Source organism: Pseudomonas sp. HUK17 (assembly GCF_001566765.1).
In genome coordinates, this window is sequence record NZ_LSMW01000012.1 from 318,659 (window position 1) to 339,019 (window position 20,361).

The window sequence follows — 20,361 nt, forward strand, 5'->3', positions numbered from 1 at the left end:
TTTCGTTACTCGCCGCGCAGGGCGGCTTGCTGGAGCTCGAACAGGTCGCGCAGACCACCCTGGGCCAGTTCGAGCATGGCGTTGAGTTCGGCCGGCTGGAAGGGCGCGCCCTCGGCGGTGCCCTGGACTTCGATGAAACCGCCGGCATCGGTCATGATCACGTTGAGATCGGTCTCGGCGGCGGAGTCTTCCAGGTAGTCCAGGTCGAGCACCGGGGTGCCCTGGTAGATGCCCACGGAGATGGCGGCCACCATATGCTTGAGCGGATTGCCCTTGAGGTTGCCGCGGCGCTTGAGCGCGCCCAGGGCATCGACCAGGGCCACGCAGGCACCGGTCACCGAGGCGGTGCGGGTGCCGCCATCGGCCTGGATCACGTCGCAGTCGATGTAGATGGTGTTCTCGCCCAGCTTGGACAGGTCGACGGCGGCGCGCAGCGAACGACCGATCAGCCGCTGGATTTCCAGGGTGCGACCACCCTGCTTGCCCTTGGCGGCTTCACGCTGATTCCGCTCGCCGGTAGCGCGGGGCAGCATGCCGTATTCGGCGGTGAGCCAGCCCTGGCCCTTGCCCTTGAGAAAGCGCGGCACCCCGGCCTCGACGCTGGCGGTGCAGATCACCTTGGTATCGCCGAATTCCACCAGAACCGAACCCTCGGCGTGCTTGGTGTACTGACGGGTGATGCGGATGGGGCGCAGCTGATCGGCGGCGCGGCCACTGGGACGCTTCATTGCGGGCTTCCTGTAAGGCATGGGTATCAGGTCCATAGTATAGAGAGCGTCCGGCTCATGCGACACGGATGCATTGGGTCGCTCCGATCAGGTGCGCTAGAATCGTGCGTTTTACATGCGTGGGCGCTCTGGATCGCCCCAGATCCACGCATCGTCAGACGAGGATCCTGCCATGGTGCACAGCATGACGGCGTTCGCCCGGGTCGAGCGGCCGGGGCCCCAGGGCACCCTGAGCTGGGAGCTGCGCTCGGTCAATCACCGCTACCTGGAGCCGCACCTGCGGCTGCCGGAGACCTTTCGCGAGCTCGAATCCGGTGTGCGCGAGGCGCTGCGCCGACGGTTGTCGCGGGGCAAGGTGGAGTGCGTTTTGCGCGAGGCGCGCGACGAAGACGCGGTCCTGCGCGTAGACGCCCGCCGGGCCGCGCAACTGGTGGCGGCCGCTGAAGATGTCGCGGCGCTGATCGCCCGGCCGGCCAAGCTCGATCCCCTGGCCGTGCTGGCCTGGCCGGGGGTGCTGGCAGGCGCCGAGGTGGATGACGCCGAACTCGGGGCCCAGACCCTGGCGCTGTTCGAGGCGGCCCTGGATGAATTGCTCGAAGGCCGGCAGCGCGAGGGACGCGAACTGGCGCGCCTGATCGAGGAGCGGCTGGTCCAGGTGCTGGCGGAGGTGACGACGCTCAGGACGCTGCTGCCCGAGCTGCTGGCCCTGCAGCGCCGGCGTATCCTCGAGCGCTGCGCCGAGGCAGGCGTCGAATTCGAACCGGCGCGACTGGAGCAGGAACTGGTGCTGCTGGCGCAAAAGAGCGACGTGGCCGAGGAGCTGGATCGCCTGGAGACCCATGTGGCCGAGGTACGGCGGGTCCTGGCGGGCAGTGGCGCGGCTGGTCGGCGGCTGGATTTCCTCATGCAGGAACTCAATCGCGAGGCCAACACCCTGGGCTCCAAGGCCATCGACGCCCGCGCCTCCCAGGCGGCCATCAATCTCAAGGTGCTCATCGAACAGATGCGTGAGCAAGTGCAGAACATCGAATAGGCGAACCTCCATGACAGCCCTTCCCGGCACCCTCTATATCGTTTCCGCGCCCTCCGGCGCCGGCAAGACCAGCCTGGTCAAGGCCCTGCTGGACGCTCTGCCCGACATCCGCGTGTCGGTCTCCCATACCACCCGTGCCATGCGCCCGGGTGAAGCCGACGGCGTGAACTACCACTTCGTCGATTGCGCGACCTTTACCAACCTGCTCGAGCACGGCGATTTCCTCGAACACGCCGAGGTGTTCGGCAACTATTACGGCACCTCCCAGGCCGCCCTGGAGCGTGACCTCGCCGAGGGTCACGACCTGATCCTGGAGATCGACTGGCAGGGCGCCCAGCAGGTCCGTCGCAAGCTGCCCCACGCCCAGTCGATCTTCATCCTGCCGCCCAGCCAGGCGGCGCTGCGCCAACGTCTGGACAATCGCGGCCAGGACAGCGCCGAGATCATCGAGCGGCGCATGCGTGAGGCGGTCAGCGAGATGAGCCACTATGTCGAGTACGACTACCTGATCATCAACGATGACTTCGCCAGTGCCCTGGAAGACCTCAAGTCGATCTTCCGCACCCGCCAGCTGCGCCTGGATCGCCAGCAGCGTCGGCATGACGACCTGCTGGTGGATCTGCTGGGCTGAGTGCGAGGATGAAGTTGTGAGATACCGAACCCGACCAGGCGCCTGACCGAGTACTCATCAGATGGTCGTCGAGAATGAAGAGTTTGATCGAAAGTCCCTGCGTAAGGTTCAGGGTAAGCAAGCTGCTTGGACCGAAGTCGCGGTCGATTGCGTTGCCTTTGCCAATAGCGCAGGTGGTCGTCTCCTCATTGGGATAGAGGACTCTTGTGATCTGCCGCCAGCCGAGCAACGCATAGCTCCGGTCTTACTCGATCAAATTCGAAAACGCATCCAAGAGCTGACGGTGAACGTAGCTGTGGTTCCGCGGCTGGTTGTGGCAGAAAACCAGGGTGAGTACATCGAACTCAATATCGCCAGATCCTTTGGTATCGCGTCGACGACCGATGGGCGCTATTTCATGCGGGTGGGTGATTCCTGTGTTCCCATTGTGGGAGACCAGGTACTGCAACTGCTCAATGATAGGCCTACGCTGCCTTGGGAAACCCTGACGCATTTGAGGGTTTCTAGAAGAGAGATTGATCCACTGCAGGTCGCTTTCATAGTCGGTGGTCTACGCCGTTCTGATCGAGTGAAGTCAGGGCTTAAGGAAAAATCCGACAGTGAACTGTTGGAACACTACGGACTGGTCGATGGGGACTACCTGACCAACTTGGGCGTGTTGTTTTTAGGGCATGCGCGAGATCGAGCAAAATTGGGTAGCGCGCCTCTCGTGCAAGTGCTCAAGTACGACGAGCTGGGAAATAAGATTAATAAATGGCACTGGTCCGATTATCACTCTAATCCAATAGAGCTGGTAGAAGCTATTTGGCGAGAAGTGCCTGATTTCCGAGAGAGCTATGAGCTGCCCGATGGTCTCTATCGTCAGCATGTGCCTGCCTTCGATGAGCGAGTCGTTCGCGAACTGCTCGTTAATGCCTTGGTCCATAGGCCTTATACACAGCGTGGCGATCTATATTTGAATCTCTATCCGGACAGGCTGGAGGTGGTTAATCCAGGGCGTCTACCTCTAGGTGTTACACCTGCTAACATCCTTCATGCCAGCAGGCGTCGTAATGATCGGATGGCAGTGCTTTTCCATGACTTGCAATTGATGGAAAAAGAGGGTACGGGGTTTGATCTTATTTACGATGTGCAGTTGTCCAATGGTCGTCCAGCACCTGAGCTGTATGAAAGGGTAGATGCTGTTTGTGTAATCATACGACGCCGTATTGTTCGTCCTGAAATGATAGGTCTGCTAAAAACGCTTGACGAGCGCTTTATGCTGACGAGACGCGAGCGCATCACTCTCGGACTATTGGCGCAACACGAAGGGCTTACCTCTACCGAATTAGCGGCTTCTCTCGAATTGTCAGCGACAGATGAACTAAAGCCTTGGATAGGCCGTCTGCGAGACTTGGGACTTGTTGAGGAGACGGGGCGGACAAAAGCGAAGCGCTATTATGTGTCGCCTACCTGGCTGCGCGGTAGTGGTCTAGAGGGTGTTACTACTCTGACTCGTATAGAACCCCATCGATTGAGAGCGCTCATCATTGAGGATCTCGGACGATATCCGGGCTCTTCGTCCTCTGAAATCAATCAGCGTATTGGCGTTGAAATCTCTGATCGGACAGTCAAGCGAGCACTTGATGAGCTTATCCAGCAGTCACAGGTGCGTTTCGAAGGCGAGCGTCGCTGGCGTCGATACTGGCTAGATGAGTCGTCCTAAAGGACAAATGTCTGGGAATGGAGCGTTGGATTTGGCAGCTGTCTCTTAGGATCTTGCACCACACCCCGATTTACCTGGTTTTGATAAAGGACAGCAAGTCACTTGCATCGCGGCCTGTCCGATAGTCGGCCCAGGCCCTGCTCGTAGCCAGACCTGGGCCTGACTACGAGCCTTGGTTTGCCCAGTGCTCTGTTCCTACAGCTTGATCCAGGTCGCCTTGAGCTCGGTGTACTTGTCGAAGGCGTGCAGGGACTTGTCGCGACCGTTGCCGGACTGCTTGAAGCCGCCGAAGGGGGCGGTCATGTCGCCGCCGTCGTACTGGTTGACCCAGACACTGCCGGCGCGCAGGGCGCGGGCGGTCTTGTGGGCCTTGGAGATGTCGCGGGTCCAGACCGCCGCGGCCAGGCCGTATTGGGTGTCGTTGGCGATCTGTACGGCTTCCTCGGCGGTGTCGAAGGTGATCACCGAGAGCACCGGGCCGAAGATCTCTTCCCGGGCGATCTTCATGGCGTTGCTCACGCCGTCGAAGATGGTCGGCTCGACATAGACGCCGCCGGTCTCTTCCAGGGTGCGCTTGCCACCGGCCACCAGGGTGGCGCCTTCGGCATGGCCGGCCTCGATGTAGCGCAGCACGGTTTCCAGCTGGGTGGTGTCCACCAGGGCTCCGACATTGGTCTCCGGATCCAGCGCATGGCCGGGCTTCCAGCCCTTGAGGGCCTCGATCACCAGCGGCAGGAATTCTTCCTTGATGGAACGCTCCACCAGCAGGCGCGAACCGGCGGTGCAGACCTCGCCCTGGTTGAAGGCGATGCCGCTGGCGGCGGCCGCGGCGGCGTCCTTGAGGTCGGGGGCATCGGCGAAGACGATGTTGGGGCTCTTGCCGCCGGCTTCCAGCCAGACGCGCTTCATGTTCGATTCGCCGGAGTAGGCCAGCAGCTGCTTGGCGACCCGGGTGGAGCCGGTGAAGACGATGGTGTCGACGTCCGGGTGCAGGCCCAGGGCCTTGCCGACCTCATGGCCGTAGCCCGGCAGCACGTTGAACACGCCGGCGGGGATGCCCGCCTGCTGGGCCAGTTGGGCGACGCGGATGGCGGTCAGCGGCGACTTCTCCGAGGGCTTGAGCACCACCGAGTTACCGGTGGCCAGCGCCGGGCCGAGTTTCCAGCAGGCCATCATCAGCGGGAAGTTCCAGGGCACCACGGCGGCGACCACGCCGACCGGCTCGCGGGTGATCAGGCCGAGCTGGTCATGGGGCGTCGGGGCGACCTCGTCGTAGAGCTTGTCGATGGCCTCGGCGCTCCAGCGGATGGCATTGGCCGAGGCGGGCACGTCGATAGTGAAGGCGTCGGCGATGGGCTTGCCCATGTCCAGGGTTTCCAGCAGCGCCAGCTCTTCGGCATTGGCCAGCAGCAGGTCGGCGAAGCGGATCAGCACCCGCTTGCGCTGGGCGGGCGCCAGGTGCGCCCAGGTGCCTTTCTGGAAGGCGGCGCGGGCGGCGGCCACGGCCAGGTCGGCATCGGCGGCGTCACAGCGGGCGACCTTGGCGAGGAAGCGTCCGTCCACCGGACTCAGGCAATCGAAGGTGGCGCCGGCGGCGGCATCGACATAGGCGCCGTCGATGAAGGCGCGACCTTCCAGGGTGAGACCTTGGAAGCGCTGCTCCCACTCGGCGCGGCTGGGCAAGCTCATGGGTGACTCCTCGCGGTTGGCGGTGAGCAGCCACCCTAAACCGGCCCGGGAGGGTTATCAATATATTTGACAGTCGGCCGCCAAAGGCGCCGAAACGTGCGTTTTATCGAACGCTACGCTGGCGTTGCCGACTCAAGGTCAGGGCCGGCCGCGCCGTGGCCAGGGCGCCGCGCCGTTGCCGTGGCTGAAAGCACTGCTGGGTGAGCGGCGCCGCGACACTGGCGTCCAGGTCGTCGAGCCAGCCGTCCACGGCGTCTTCCAGGGCGGCTACGGTGAGCTGCCCCAGCACTTGGTGGGCGATGAGATTGCCCAGGCTGGGCGCGGCCGGTTCGCGGGCGGCACCCCACCAGGCGGCGAGGCGCTCCTGGAGGCCTTCGAGCAGGCGATGGAGGCGATAGGCTGCGGCCAGCAGCGCCAGGCTGGCGGACGGCGCCTGGGCCAGGGCCGCCGGGGCGAAACCGGCCAGGGCGCGTTCCAGCACTCCGGCCAGGGGCGCCTCGAAGGCCACCGCCCGCGCCTGCAGCAGCAGGGCTTCCAGGGCGTCGGGCACCTTGTCGACATAGGCGCTGGCGAAGCGCTCCAGGGCCGGACCGCGAGTGGCATCGGCGCTGGCAGTGCGCGCCGCCTGGTCGGCGAAGGTACGGCTGGCCTCGCCACTGTCCCGAGCGCGCACCTGGGTGGTCTGGATCACGAGGCGCAAGGCGGCGGTATTCATGGCAGGGTCCTGCAGGGGTGAGCTGTGTTGGACGTCTGCAGCAGGAGCGGGTCACACCGTTCGTCCGGTGCCAGCGGCACCTCAGTGCCGGAGCATGAAGGTGTCGTATTCCAGGTCGTCCAGCACCCGGTCCAGGCGGTGCAGGCCGAGCAGCACGCAGCAGGCCAGGGAGACGGTGAAGCCGTAGCCGAAGAAGCTCGGGCCCAGCTCGATGCTGAGCAGGGTCAGTGCCAGGTTGAGGCCGAGAAACAGGGTGCAGAGCATCAGCACGGTGTCGCGCCGGTCCAGGTAGAAGAAGACGTTGAGCAGCGCCATGAACACCACCTGGATGCTCACCCCCACCACGTCGATGTAGAACAGCGGCAGGTAGTAATGCGACATGCCGAGCCAGGCCAGCAGCTGCGGCGCCAGCAGGAACACCAGCACCAGGGTCAGACCCTGGACCTTGCAGATCTCCAGCAGGCCCTGGCGGATGGCCAGGATCATCTGTTCCTTGAGCTGGCTGATGTGCTGCAGGGTCTCGCCGCCGCGCACGGCGTTGAACACCCGCTCGTACCACTCGGCGAAGTCGGTCTCGATGCGCACCAGGAACACCGCCATGCCGGGGATGATGGCGAGGTAGGCGAGAAAGATCGGCAGGTCGTAGAGGATGGAGGCGCGCAGCGGGCCGATGACGGCATCGGAGGTCAGCGGATTGAACCAGAAGACGAATTTGTCGACCCAGATGCCCAGGTTGTAGAACAGCCCGGTGACCAGCAGGCTTATGAAGATCTGCTTGCGGTCGAGGAAGTCGAAGGCCACCAGGCGATCAGCCGGGTACTCGCGGATGATGTCGTAGAGAAACATGAACAGCAGCGCGGCGTGACCCAGCAGCAGGGCCATCAGCAGGCCGTCCATGCCCAGGAAGCGCAGCACGAAGGCGGCGGCGATCATGATGGCGTAGCCCAGGGTCATCACCACCAGGATGCGGTTGTAGGCCTTCATCCCGGACAGGAAGATGATCACCAGCCAGAGATCGCAGAGGGTGACGAAGTTGGCCAGCACCAGCAGCCGGTAGGCGAAGGGCTGGTCGAACAGGGTGGCCAGCAGCAGGAAGCCCAGGCCGCCGGCGACCAGGGTCACCAGCAGCAGGATGCCCACCAGATTGGGCAGGATGCTGGTCTGCTTTTCCTCGAACAGCCGATCCGAGACGAAGCGGGTGAAATACAGCTGCAGGCCGCCGGTGAGGATCAGCGAACTGGCCATGAGGTAGGTCACCGTGACCAGGAACTGGCGGATCAGCACGCTGGGGGTGACGATGCCGGTGGCCAGCACGCCGATCAGCATGACGCTGATGATCGATAGCACCCAGGGGCCGGAGCTGATCAGGCCGGCATAGACATAGGCGCGCAGGGTGGCGGTGTAGGAGTCGCGCGCGAGGATCTTGCGCAGTTCGAAGCCGATGCCGGCCATGTCAGACGACCCTCCCGATGGCGTCCTGGTAGAGCTCGCGATAGCGTTCCAGCATCAGCGGCTCGGTGTAGTAGCGATTGACCCGGGCCAGCCCGGTGCGCTGCGCGGCCTGCCAGCGCCCCGGATTGCGCAGCAGGGCGAGGATGGCGCGGGCGGTGGCCTGGGGATCGGCGATGGCGACCACGCTGCCACCGGTACCCAGGGCGCGGTCCTCGGGGATGGAGCCCTCGATCAGCTCGCGGCAGGAGCCGACGTCGCTGCTCACCACCGGCACGCCGGCGGCCCAGCCTTCGAGGATCACCAGCGGCTGGGCCTCGCTGATGGAGGTCAGCACCATGAGACCGAGCTTGGGCAGGATGTCTCCGATCTTCTGGAAACCGAGGAATTTCACCTTGCCCTCCAGGCCCAGGCTGGTGACCAGGCTGTGGCATTCGGCGGCGTATTCCTCGTCTTCGTCTTCCGGACCGACCACCCAGGCCTCGGCCTCGGGCATGGCGCTTATCACCCCGCGCATGGCGCGGATGAAGGTCTTGACGTCCTTGATCGGCACCACCCGGCCGAGCAGCCCGACCACCGGCGGCACGCCCTCGGGGCGGCGCTCCAGGGCGTCCTGCCACTGGGTGAGGCTGATGCCGTTGGGAATCACCCGGCAGCGTGCGGGATCTGCGCCGTCCTGGATCTGCCGACGGCGGTTGCCGTCATAGAGCGAGATGATCGGATCGGCGGCCTTGTAGGTGAGCAGGCCGATGCGTTCGAAGAAGCGGATCCACAGCCGGCGGATGTAGCTGACGTCCACGTCCAGCCCGGTGCGCAGGGCCTCGTCCGGGCCTTCGGCGATCCACTTGGCCTGGGCCAGGTCGATCTTGCGCTCCTTGGTGTAGATGCCGTGCTCGCTGAGCAGGAAGTTGCAGCCCCAACGGCGCTGCAGGATGGCGCCGAGCATGCCGGCATAGCCGGTGGAGATGGAGTGGATCATCCGCGGTCGCGGCAGACGCCGTGCGGCTTCCGCTAGCATCAGCAGCGGCGCCTGCATGGCGCGCAAGGTCCAGAGGTAGTCGACGAAGGAAGGATCGGTGCAATAGCGCTCGTAGCCCTCGGTGATGGCCTCCCAGCTGGCGCGGCTGTACATGAAGTCGTCCAGGGTCACCTTGCCTTCGGCGAAGGCGTCCACCAGGGCATCGCCCTGGGCGGCGCTGGGTTCGTCGGGGTGGTGCAGGAAGGCGTGCAGATCACGCAGCAGTTGCACCGGTGCCTGGCGCCGCGGGCTGATGGGTGCGCCCTTGGGCACCCAGGAGCCGGCCAGGAAGTGCTCCTCGATGTGCACCACGTTGGGCGGGATGGCGTAGTGGCGCTTCTCGTAGTTCTCGCGCTGGCCACCGATGAAGAACACCGAGAAGGTCAGCTCCGGCAGGCCGAGGATCAGCTGGTTGACCCAGCTCGACACTCCGCCGCGGACATAGGGCCAGGTCCCCTCCAAGAGCAGGCAGACATCAGGCGTGACGGTCGCGGCAGGGGCGTCTTTCATAACCAGTACTTCACCAGGGCGGCGAACGGCGGCCGCTTCTTCAGATCCGCCGGCAGGCTGTCGAGCAGTGCCGGGATGACCGCGTAATTGCGGCGCAAAAAGGCGATTTCGGCGCGGAAGGGCGCCAGCTGGGCCAGGGGTACGCCCGCCGCTTCGGCGGCCTGGAAGAATTCCAGGGCCCGTTCCGGCTCGCCCTGTTCCAGGGCGATGCGGCCGGCGAGGATGCGCAGTTCTTCGTTTTCTTCACCGGCCAGGGCCAGCTCGATGTGTTCCCGCGCCTGACCCAGCACGTGGCGCAGGACGCTGCCCTGGGCCAGGCCCAGGTAGGCCAGCTCCCAGTAGCCACGGGCCAGGGTGCCGTGCAGCGCCGGCTGGCGCTCCGCAGGCGTGCTGGCCAATTCGCCGAGCTGGGTCTCGATGCGCTGGTTGATCTGGCTTTCCTGCTGGTCGAGCATCGAATAGGCGAGCAGCCGGACGTCGTCGGCCGGATCGCGCAGGGCCAGCTTGAGGATGGGGATGGCGTCGCGTCCGGGCATGCGCCGGGTGGCGAAGAGCGCGGTCAGGCGCTTGTCGGTGCTGGGCGCATGGCGCAACACGTCCTGCAGGCCGCCGTCGCTGAACAGCATCTCCTCGCGCCGCTCCAGTGGGCGGAACGGCAGGTTGGGCACGCTGCGCGCCTCCCAGGCGATCTCGCGGTGCTTGCGCGGTAGATAGAGTGCCGGAAACACCGCGGCGATCACCCCCACTGCGCCCAGCAGCGGAATGAAGAAGGCCAGGGCAAACAGAAACAGCGGACTCCAGGGCAGCGGCCGCTGGTAGCGTCGCGGCAGCAATAGCCAGGCACCGCCCGCCAGCAGGGCGCTGCCGGCGGCATGGGCGGTGGCGAAGGCCAGGGCCGCCGCCGCTACCGGCAGGTTGGCGAACAGCAGCGCCCAGCTGCTGGCCTCGAAGGCGAAGGCGCCGCTAAACAGCCACTTGCTGTTCATGCAGACCACACTCGTTGAACAGGAAGACGCGCAACTCCTGGGCGCGGGTCTTGGGTAGCAGCTCGTGCTCGTGGCTGCGCACGCCCAGGCTTTCCAGGGTGCTGTCCTGGCCATGGCGCTCGGCCAGCAGCTGACGCAGCCGGCGGCGATAGCCTTCCAGGCCGTCGGAGGAGGTCAGCGGCAAGAGCACCAGCAGGCAGGGGTGCCCGGCCTGATTGGTCAGGCGCAGTTGCAGGTCGAGACCGCGGCGGCTGCCTTCCAGCAGCGCCAGGGCGCGCTCGCCACCGTCGGCCTCGGTCATCTCGAAGCAGAACAGGCAGGCGGGCAGGGCGTGCTGCTGGGCATCGCGCAGCGAGCGCTTGAGGTGCTGGGAGAATTGCTGGGCGTCGTCGTCGGCCAGGGCCAGCGCCTGGGGATCGCTGCCCAGCAGGTCGGCGATGTGGCCGGCGAGGATGGTCAGCAGATTGAGGGTGCGCTCGTTGAAGGAAAAGAACGGCATCTGCTCGATGGCCAGCACCGCCAGCAGGCGCTCCTCGGTATCCAGCAGCGGCACGCAGGCCTGCAGCGCCGAATGCTGGGTCTCGCCGCGCTCCAGCAGCGCCTGGCGGATGCTCAGGGTCTCGCCGCGCTCCAGGGTCAGGCGCACCAGCAGGTCGTCGGGATCGATGCCGGGCATCTCGCCCTGGCTGGCCAGGGCGCGACGATCCACCCGACCATTGCCGTCGACCCGGTAGAGGCCCGCCACGCGCAGCGAACCGTACTGGGTCAACAGGCCGACGATGGGCTCGGCCAGGGCCTGCAGGGCATCCTGCTCGCGGGGTACCTCGCGCAGCTGGCGCCGCAGGTCCAGCAGCGAGCTGCGCAGGCTTAGGTCGTTGCCGGCGACGCGCTGTTCCAGGCGATCGTGGGAGATGCGCAGGAGATGGTGGGCGCGGGTGAATTCGTCCAGACGCAGCTGGCGATAGTCGTTGGCCAGGTCCAGGCGTTCCAGGCGGCGATCCCAGAGATCGCGGAATTCGCCCACCAGCATGGCGCTGAGCAGCACGCCGACGATGAAGGACGGCGGAATCTCTTCGTAGGCTGGATAGCCCTGGCGATGCAGATAGAGCAGCGCCACCACCAGCAGGCTGGCACTCACCAGGCCACGCATGAAGCCATAGCGCACCCCCATGAGGATGGGCGCGAACACCACCCAGGGAAAGGCCAGGCCGACCATCAGGGGGTCTTCCGGCACCAGCCAGAAGCCCAGGCCCAGGGCGGCCGCCGTGACCAGTAGGGTCTCCAGCCAGGACAGGCGGCCACTGGCGCGCGGCGCCAGGGTGTAGTCCTTGTGGACGGATTGCAGGGCCATCAGCGCAACTGCAGCTCTTGCGCGGTGCCGCGCAGGACCTTTTGTGCGGTGGCCGCCAGGCTCTCGCGCGACCAGCCGGAGCGGGCGCCGCTGTTGCTCCAGACCACCCGGCCGCTGGCCGGCTCGACCACCTGCAGGGTCACGCCCACCGCCGGCTCGCCGTCCAGACCGTTCTTGTACTGCCACTCGTCCACGCTGCCGGTGAGCACGTATTGCAGATTCTGCTGCCGCGCCCAGTCCAGGGCCGCGCGCTGGCGGGCTTTCTCGTCGTCGGTGGGGTTGCCGCCCTGGCTGTCGTCGTAGACCTGTGGGCGGATGTCGCGCTCGCCGAGCACGCTGACCAGGATCTGCGCCGCCCGGTCGCCGGCCATGGGCGCCTGGGCATAGTTGGCCAGGGGCACCAGGCCCCAGCGGGCATCCTTGGGCAGGGCTTCGCCGCTGGGTCGGGTAAAGCTCGAGCAGCCGGCCAGCAGCACGGTGGCGACACTGGCGACGAGCAGACGCGTGATGTTCATGAGGTCTCTCCCTTGAAACGGCCTAGCGACCGATTCGATTGCTGTATTGAATGCCCAGGGTGCTGCCGGCCTGACCGCCGCTGCCCTGGGGCGCGGACTGGTAGCCGGCGGTGAACGCCAGTTCGTCGTCGCCGAGCACTGCCATGCCCAGGCCGACATTCAAACCGTAGTTGAATTCGCGCTCGGTCCACTGCCAGCCGACCAGGGTGTCCACCAACCAGCTGTACTGGGGATGGGTGCGGTTGAGCGAACCGGGAATGCCACGCCGCCAGCTGCTGCCGACATAGAGCTGGCCATAGCGATCCTGCAAGAGCTGGGTACCGCCCAGGGCCTCCAGGTCGGCCACGGTGACCTCGCCGTTCTCGCCACTGCCGGCCAGGGGCTGCAAATAACGGGTGACGCTGGCGGGCAGGGTGCTGCGCGCCTTGTTCTGCTGGTAGGTGATGCCACTGCGCACCTGCCAGGTAGGGCCTTCGAAGAAGATCATATGGCTCAGCTCCAGGTTGAAGGCGAAGCCGCTGCCCAAGGCATCGCCGTCGCGACTGGAATAGCGATTGTGCGCCGCCCGCCAGCTCAGCTGGTCGCGTGGCGTGAGGTTGTGGCGACCGGCCAGGCTGACGCTGTCGCGCCGGCCCAGGGCGCGCAGATAGCCGCTTTCGTCGGGTTGCCGGTGCCAGTCCAGGGCCGCTTCGATCTCGGTGTTGCCATCGATACGCCAGGTGCGGGCGACGCCCAGGCCCAGGCGATTGCTGTCCGACCGCTGACTGGCGTCCACGGTGGTTTCCAGGCCGCCGTCGGCCAGATTCTTCAGCACCTTGAGCAGCATCTGGTGCTCGTTGCCCAGGGCATCGGACTTGAGGCCGTCGCTTTCCACGCGATTCTGCTTGAACTGGACATCGGCGTAGACGTCATCACTGAGTCGCCGGGCGGCGCGCACCTCGGTGCCCTGCTCGACCAGGCCGCCATAGTCGCGGCGTTCCCAGCCGGCCTGGACCCCATTGGGGGTGCGTTCGGCCTGCTCGGTGGCCTGTCGCAGCAACTGTCGCTGGATGACCTCCGGCGGCTCGTCGCCGGCCGCCGTCAGGGCCGCGGCCTGGGCGTCGCCGGCATGGCCGAGGCGCTGCAGCACCTCGACGCGCTGGGCCGGATCCAGATCGCCGGCCGCCAGCAACTTCTCCAGCTCGCCGCGATTCTGCCGGCGCAGGACCTCCTGCAATTGCTCGTACTGGCGCACCTTCAGGCCACGGCTCTTGGCCCAGGCCAGCCATTCGCTCTTGAGGCCGTCGTCGTTGTTCTGACTGAGGGCGTCGAGCCACTGGTCGAACCAGAGCTGCAGCATGCTCGGCGAGCCGTCCTGCCAGGCGCGCGCCTGGGCCAGGGCTGCCTGGGGACCGCGCAGGCTGGAGAGCAGCCGCAGATAGGTGGCATAGCGCTCGGGGGTGGCCGGCACCTCGTCGTTGGCCAGGTGCGGCGTGACCGCCTTGCGTAGCCGCAACGCCGCGTCCTGGTGGCCGGCGGCGTCCAGGGCATCGGCATAGGCGGCCTGGACCAGCCAGTCCTGGGCATGGGCGTCCAGATAGCGGCGATACCAGCCCAGCGCCTCTTCCGCCTGGCCCAGCAGCACCAGGCCACTGCCGAAGGGCAGCCAGAGCACGTCGCTGTCGCGGGCCCGGCCCTTCCAGTCGCGCAACAGGGTGGCCAGTTCGGTCTGGCGATTCTGGTCGATGAGCAGCCACAGCAGGCGCTCGCGGAAGCGGTCGTCGTCCGGGAAGCGCTGCAGGGCCCGGCGATAGCCTTCTTCGGCCTGGGCGATGCGCCCGCGTTGGAAGTCGAGACCCGACCGCGCCAGCCAGACGGCGGGATTGTCGGCCGACGCCGGTTCGCGGGCGGCGCTGGCCAGCAGCCGCTCCAGCGCGGTGGCATCCTTGAGTTGCTCGGCCCATTGCAGGGCTTCGGTCAGGCGCCGCTGGTCCTTGCGCTTCTCCCAGCTCTGTTCCAGCAGCGCCAGCGCCTTGCGCGGCGCCGTGCGCCGGTACAACTCCAGCAGCCGATCCTCGTCGTTGGCCATCAGCCCCTTGCTGCTGGCGGCCAGGCGTTCGAAGGCCACCTGGGCGTCCGCGTCGCGCTCCAGTTCCCAGGCCAGTTCCGCGCGCTGCCGCCAGTAGTCGTCGCGCTGGCGCTGCTTGGCCGGGACCCGTTCGAGTACCGCCCAGGCCTCTTCGGGCTTGAACAGGGTCCACAGGGTGTCGGCCCAGGCCAGGTACTCCTCGGTGGTCAGCGGGAAGCGCTTGCCAAAGGCGGCCCAGCCTTCGGCTTCGGCCTCGCCCTGTTCGGTGCGGGCCAGCAACTGTTGCAACCGTTCCCACACCAGGCGCTGCTTCGGTTGGCGCTTGATGTAGCCGCGCAGCCAGCGTTCTTCCGCCTCGGGATCACCCAGGGACTCGTAGGCGAAGATCAAGGCATCCAGTTCGGTCTTGTCCAGCTGGCGCTCGTGGGACACCCGACCGAGCAATTCGACCACGGCATCGAAGCGAAAGGCCCGGGCGGCCAGCTTCCAGGCATGATCGCGACGGGCGGGGTCATCCTGGCGGGCGAGCAGGCGCAGCCAGAGGTCGAGTGCCTCGTCCACCCGTCCGGTCCATTCACCCAGCTGGGCGAGCTCCGCGAGCAGTGGCTCATCGTCAGGACGCAGCGCCAGCAGTTGATGACCTTCCTCCCAGGCGCGTTCGGTGTCACCGCGCGCCAGGGCCAGCCGGTAGGCGGCCTCCAGGACGGCCGGATCGTCCGGTTGCCACTCGCGCCAGCGCTCGATCAGGCGCTGGGCCAGATCCAGGCGTCCGCTGCCCTGGGCCGCGGCAACCCCGGCCTGCAGCCAGGCCAGGCCACGGGCATCGTGCTGCAGCCGGGGCAGTTCCTGTTCCAGCAGGGCGGCGGCTTCGGCGCCCTGGCCGGCGGCCAGCCAGGCATCGAAGGCCTGGTGCCGGTAGCCCTGGCGCTGCTCGGCCGAGTCGGCGAGATCGGCCAGGCGCAGATAGAGGCGGGCGGCTTCCTGCTGACGACCGCTCGCCAGACTCCAGCGCGCCGCCTGTTCCAGCCATTGCTGGCGTCGGGGTGGATCGCGGCGCGCCAGTTCGACGAAACGCTCTGCCGCGGTGGCCGGATCGGCCAGTTGCAGGGCGCGCTCGGCCACCCGTTGCAGCTGGGGCATGCTCAGGGTCGCCACGTCGAGGGCGCTCAGCCGTTGCGCCAGGCGTTCGCGGTCGGCATCGGCCAGGCCCTGCGGCTGGGCTTCCGCCTGCAGGATGTCCAGTTCCACGGCATAGAAGGGCGTCGACGCCAAGGGCTCCGGCAGCAGTTGCAGCTGACGCCGCGCCTCGTCGATGCGCCCCAGGGCGATCAACTGGTCGATCAGCTTCATGCGCAGCCCGGTATCGTCCGGGGTCGCCTTGAGCAGCACCTGGGCGTAGCTGATGGACACCTGATCGGCCGGCTCTTCGCCCGGCAGGAACACCTGCTTGCCGTGAAAGGTCAGCACCAGCACCAGGGCGGTGAGGAGCGCGACCCCCAGCAGCGTCCAACCACTCAGGAGCCGGGTTTTCTTAGCCGCAGACGATCTCACCGTCACTCACTCGTGTTAGCGGAAGTTTGAACGTCCAGAGTCCGGCCTGTCCCGGCTGGCCCTTGTAGCGCTCGCGCCCGACCCGCACCTCGCAGGCCGAAGCCGCTCTCAAGGTCAGCTCCAGCGGAAACTGCCCGGCGAAGGCGAAGCGGATACGGGTCGGCGACAGGTACTCCCATTGCTGCAGCGGAATGTTGGCCTCTTCGAGGGCGGGGGTGGGATCGCGACTGTCGCGCAGCACCAGCTGGGCACTCTCGCCGGCCAGGTGGACATAACGCCCCTGCGGCAGGTCGCGCACCCCGGCGATGCCCTTGGAGCGCTGCAGATCCGGCCAGCCCAGGCGCGGATCCAGGCGCAGGGTGCGCAAGCCATCGAGGGCCTTGATCGACCAGCTGCCGTCGTCTTCGCGGGCGAGACTGGCGGTATAGAAGCCGTGCAGTCGGCTCAGGTAATCGCTCATCCACAGCGACAGGGGACGCTCGGCGGCCATGCCCTGGTAGATCTCCTCCATGACCTTGAGCGAGGCCTGCTTGGTGCCCGAGTAGAAGTGATAGTAGAGATGCAGCCCACGCAGACGGCGGGGGTGCTCGGTTCGCTCGAAGGTATAGAGCAGGTCGCGAAAGCCGTAGTAAGGGCCGCGCCAGAGATTGGTGTAGACGTTCTCGTTGATGATGGGCGCGTAGAACTGCAGGCCGCCGGGGGTGGGGCGGATGAAGGGATAGAGGCCACTCACCGAGGGTTGTGAACGGGTGATATGGGAGTTGCCGCCATTCACGTTGAGCAGGCCGTTGTCGTAGGCGAGCTTGAGGGTGGCCGCATCGGGCTGGGCGTCACCGGACCAGAACACCATCTTCACCGGCTTTTGCGGGGTGGTCAGGCGCTCATTGATATAGCGGGTCGAACCCACGATCTCCCGGGTGAAATCCACCTTGTCGTAGCCGGGAATCTGCATCATGTAGCCGTACTGGGCTTCGAAGTTCTCGCTCTGCTCGGCCACCGCCGGTTGCCAGAAGAATGGATGGCTGAAGGTATGGGTGGCCACCTCCACCTTGGGATCGGCGAACAGCCGGCGGGCGATGGGCTCCAGCTGCGCGGTCAGTTCCGGATAGCGGCCCTTGGGGCCGATCTCGCCTTCGATGATCGACGCCGAGGTCAGAAAGGGATGTGGCTGGATGAACTGTTCCAGGACCACCTGGCCGGCATAGGGTGCGCCGGGTACTTCGGCCTTGGACACGAAGGCGTCGCCGTCGATATGCACGGTGGCAATGCGGCGGCCGTTTTCGGTGGTGGGGTCGGGTACCGGCAGGGGCGGCAGCTGCAGGGCCTTCGCCGTGAAGGCGAAGGGGTCGATGATCCAGCGACTGGCCTCGGGGCCGTCCTCCATGACGTAGGGGCTGAAGACGAAGCCGCCCCAGGGGGCCACGCCCATGGGCACGAAGCTGCCATCCTGGCCCGTGAGGCTGACCACCGGCGTCGGCCCGCCTGGCAACGTCTGCACGGCCGGCAGGCCACGGGTGCGCAACTTGACCGGCGCCTCGAAGTTGCCGGCGAGGGCGGGGTCCGCCACCTTGAGGGTCAGGTTGTCGGGTAGTGGCTTGCGACTGACGCCAAGGCCCAGTCGCTTGAGCAGGGCCTCGTTGTCCAGCGGCAGGCCACCGAGGATCAGCAAGGGCGTCTTTTCATCCAGGCGCTGGCCGATCCAGTCGCTGAAGGCTCGCGAATTGGGTGGCGGGCCGCTGGTCATCCACACCACCACCCCGGCGTAGAGCGCGCCAGGCCAGGCCGTGGGCAGCGACTTGGAGGCATCGAAATAGTCCAGCCGATAGCCCTGGTACTCCAGGGCGCTGCCCAGGAAGCGGTGCACGGCCGACTGGCGCAAGGCGCCTTCGCGGCCATCGTAGAGCAGCGCCAACCGCCGCGGCTGCAGGGCCACCGAGCTGATGCCCAGGGTATTGAGATCGGGGGTGGTGATATAGGGCACATAGCCTTCGTCGCGCAGCCGCTTGGCCAGGCGCCGGGCTTCGTCACGCTGTTCCGGCGGCAGGTATTCGATGGCGATGACCGGGATGCCGGCACTGCGCGCCGCCTCGATCCGCGGCTTCAGCCATTCGCGATCTCCGGCGCTGACCGGTCGATAGGTTTTCTTGCCGGCATCCCAGCCCGCATAGATGGACTCCACCGCCATGGCGGCAGCCACGCCGGGCAGCTCGGGTTGCACTTCGAAGCCGCGATTGAAAAACAGTTTGAGCGATGGCTGACGACGGTGCAGTTCGGCCAGCAGGCTCTTCAGCGCCAGGCGCTGGGTTTCGCGCTGGTCTTCGGCCACCAGCTGGAAGCTGTCGAGGGTATCGAGGAACAGTCCGGTGTAACCGGCCTTGGCCAGCTGGGCGGCGCGTTCGAGCAGATGGGCCCGCCAGACCGGCGTGGCCAGATTCATCACCTGGCTGCCCCAGGCCTTGTTGGCCACCGGGCTGGCCCCCGCGCTGAGGCCGGCCTTCTCCAGCGCCGCCGCGTCGCCGGCGAATTCGCCGATGGACAGATAGGCGAAGGGCTGGGCACCGCCGTCGCGCAGGGCGCGGACATCGGCAGCACTGGCATGGCCGGGTTCGAGCACCACCCAGTCGAACTGGGCGAGTTCGGCCACTGGCGGTTTTTCCGCGTACCAGAAGGCCACGCTGGCGGGCGCGGCCAGGGCCGTGCCCATGAAGGACAGATAGCCTAGCAGCCAGACCGTCAGCTTGCGCCACCAACCGAAGCGGGACCCTGCTCTAATTGCCTTGCCTGACGCCACACCCAGTCCTTAAACGTGCCCAACTTCGGTATCAGGTTAGCTACATTACGCAAAAGCGTGACGAAAAACTGCCTGCGCCAAGCCGAGCGGCAGCAATTACCGGGTTAATAGGTATCGAAATAATTAATTGTCTGCTGGAAAGCCTGTCTAGGCAGCGGGTTTCAGACGTGTGGGCGAGGAGGTGTAGCGCGGGAAGGCAGGAGGGGTGTCGCGGAACATCAGGGGAATTGCCGTCATGCGCGGCGGTAACCGGCATGACGGCAAGCGAGCGCTGTTACTTGAAGCTGCTGTTCAGGTTGGCGCTGGTGGAGAGGATGTTGGTCGAGCCCAGCAGCTGGCTGACGAAGCGGTTCCAGCGGGTGATACCGGCCGGGCCGACGAAGACCACGTCCTGCGGCTGCAGATGGAAGTTCTGCGCCAGCACATAGGCGGTGGGATTCTTGGCCGCCAGGTGGAAGACCTGGGCGGTGGCACCCGGGGCCTTCAGGTCTTCCGGGCCACGGATGACGTAGACGGCATCGGCGTTGGCGGTTTCCTGCTGGATACCACCGGCTTGGCTCAGGGCTTCCATCAGGTTCAGGTTGGTGATCTTGTAGCTGACCGCTGCCGGAGCGCGGACTTCACCCACCACATAGACCTTGCGGGCATCGTTGTAGGGCAGGTGCAGGCTGTCGCCGTCCTTCAGGTAGATGCCGTACAGCTTGGAATCCTTGCGGTTCAGGCTGTCGGTGTCCAGGCGGTATTCCTTGCCGTCACGCACCAGAGTCACGCCGGTCAGATCGGCGCCACCGCTGTTGGCCACGCCGGCCTGGCCCAGGGCTTCCACCAGGGTGATGGGCTTGGTGGTCAGGGGAATGGCGTCGCCCTTGTTCACGGCGCCGGAGATGGTGACCTTCTGGCTGCCGAACTTCAGCACGCTGACGTCGACCTGGGGATTGTCGATGAAGGTGGCCAGACGACGGGAGATATCGGTACGGATCTCTTCCAGGGTCTTGCCGGCGGCGCGCACGGTGCCGACGTAGGGGTAGAACAGAGTGCCATCCGGACGCACCAGGCGACCGTTGGCTTCCAGCTGCTGCTGGGCGCCGGACGGAGCGGTCAGTTCGGGGTGATCCCAGACGGTGATGTAGAGCAGGTCGCTCGCACCGACGCGGTAAGCCTGCGGCTTGTAGTCCAGCAGGGGCTTGAGGTCGGGAGCCTTGGACAGGGCCGCGGAATCCTGGCTCATCAGCAGCGAGCTGGTGATCGGGATCAGCTGGACCTTGGTGCCCTGGATGCTCGGATCGCTTTTCAGGTCGTCCTGATCCAGGTACTGACCCGGGGAGTAGGCACAACCCTGCAGGACGATGCCAGACAGCAAGGCCAGAGCGGTAAATTTGGTTTTCATGTCATTCGTCCTTGATTGCTGATTGAGTGTGAGCAAGAGGAATAAATCGGAAGGTAGAAGCAACGAGCCGGTTATTCATGGTGTTCCTTCGCGAGACATAACGGTCCTCGACAGGGGACTGGATTCCATGCGGCCAGCCTATCCAGCGGCGAGAGAACTCGGGTCTCAGCTTTTAGTTGTACGAGCACCTGAGTCTGCTGGTCTAGGACTGGCCCTTGGCCATCGAGTTCAGCG

At 65.9% G+C, this 20,361-nt stretch carries 14 protein-coding genes; 3 read left to right on the forward strand and 11 right to left on the reverse strand.

Annotated elements, in window-relative coordinates:
* Positions 1-5: 5 nt before the first annotated feature.
* Positions 6-728: a ribonuclease PH gene (rph, locus tag AX284_RS08405; protein ID WP_068384619.1), complete on the reverse strand. Its 723-nt coding sequence runs from the start codon at positions 726-728 to the stop codon at positions 6-8.
* A gap of 172 nt (positions 729-900) precedes the next feature.
* Here rph and AX284_RS08410 point away from each other — a divergent pair, with 172 nt between their 5' ends.
* From AX284_RS08410 to AX284_RS11750, 3 genes are all read left to right on the forward strand, one after another.
* Positions 901-1,761, forward strand: coding sequence for a YicC/YloC family endoribonuclease (locus tag AX284_RS08410; protein ID WP_017639345.1), 861 nt, complete (start codon positions 901-903; stop codon positions 1,759-1,761).
* A 10-nt stretch (positions 1,762-1,771) separates the two neighbouring features.
* Positions 1,772-2,392, forward strand: a complete 621-nt coding sequence (gmk, locus tag AX284_RS08415; protein ID WP_068384621.1) for a guanylate kinase — start codon at positions 1,772-1,774, stop codon at positions 2,390-2,392.
* A 61-nt stretch (positions 2,393-2,453) separates the two neighbouring features.
* Positions 2,454-4,097, forward strand: coding sequence for an ATP-binding protein (locus AX284_RS11750; RefSeq protein WP_082731535.1), 1,644 nt, complete (start codon positions 2,454-2,456; stop codon positions 4,095-4,097).
* A 195-nt stretch (positions 4,098-4,292) separates the two neighbouring features.
* Here the strand turns inward: AX284_RS11750 and AX284_RS08430 are convergent, their stop codons facing one another.
* From AX284_RS08430 to AX284_RS08475, 10 genes are all read right to left on the reverse strand, one after another.
* Positions 4,293-5,786, reverse strand: a complete 1,494-nt coding sequence (locus tag AX284_RS08430; RefSeq protein WP_017639349.1) for an aldehyde dehydrogenase — start codon at positions 5,784-5,786, stop codon at positions 4,293-4,295.
* Between the two features lie 103 nt (positions 5,787-5,889).
* Positions 5,890-6,501, reverse strand: a complete 612-nt coding sequence (locus tag AX284_RS08435; RefSeq protein WP_017639350.1) for a hypothetical protein — start codon at positions 6,499-6,501, stop codon at positions 5,890-5,892.
* An 81-nt stretch (positions 6,502-6,582) separates the two neighbouring features.
* Positions 6,583-7,953: an exopolysaccharide Pel transporter PelG gene (gene pelG, locus AX284_RS08440; RefSeq protein ID WP_027598138.1), complete on the reverse strand. Its 1,371-nt coding sequence runs from the start codon at positions 7,951-7,953 to the stop codon at positions 6,583-6,585.
* Position 7,954: 1 nt separating this feature from the next.
* On the reverse strand, positions 7,955-9,478 hold the full coding sequence (pelF, locus tag AX284_RS08445) for a GT4 family glycosyltransferase PelF (protein WP_068384625.1): 1,524 nt from the start codon (positions 9,476-9,478) through the stop codon (positions 7,955-7,957).
* Positions 9,475-10,464, reverse strand: a complete 990-nt coding sequence (locus tag AX284_RS08450) for a transporter (RefSeq protein WP_068384627.1) — start codon at positions 10,462-10,464, stop codon at positions 9,475-9,477. The genes pelF and AX284_RS08450 overlap by 4 nt, the downstream gene beginning before the upstream one ends.
* The gene (locus AX284_RS08455; protein ID WP_068384629.1) at positions 10,442-11,815 is read right to left on the reverse strand and encodes a PelD GGDEF domain-containing protein; all 1,374 of its coding nucleotides are present in this window, start codon (positions 11,813-11,815) and stop codon (positions 10,442-10,444) included. The genes AX284_RS08450 and AX284_RS08455 overlap by 23 nt, the downstream gene beginning before the upstream one ends.
* On the reverse strand, positions 11,815-12,330 hold the full coding sequence (locus tag AX284_RS08460; protein WP_064307768.1) for a hypothetical protein: 516 nt from the start codon (positions 12,328-12,330) through the stop codon (positions 11,815-11,817). Before AX284_RS08460 ends, AX284_RS08455 begins: the two co-directional genes overlap by 1 nt.
* 22 nt (positions 12,331-12,352) lie before the next feature.
* Positions 12,353-15,949, reverse strand: coding sequence for a tetratricopeptide repeat protein (locus tag AX284_RS08465; RefSeq protein WP_068384631.1), 3,597 nt, complete (start codon positions 15,947-15,949; stop codon positions 12,353-12,355).
* Complete coding sequence (locus AX284_RS08470) at positions 15,930-18,653, reverse strand: bifunctional glycoside hydrolase 114/ polysaccharide deacetylase family protein (RefSeq protein ID WP_068384633.1); 2,724 nt, start codon at positions 18,651-18,653, stop codon at positions 15,930-15,932. Before AX284_RS08470 ends, AX284_RS08465 begins: the two co-directional genes overlap by 20 nt.
* Before the next feature lie 361 nt (positions 18,654-19,014).
* Complete coding sequence (locus AX284_RS08475; RefSeq protein WP_027598144.1) at positions 19,015-20,127, reverse strand: polysaccharide biosynthesis/export family protein; 1,113 nt, start codon at positions 20,125-20,127, stop codon at positions 19,015-19,017.
* Positions 20,128-20,361 lie beyond the last annotated feature (234 nt).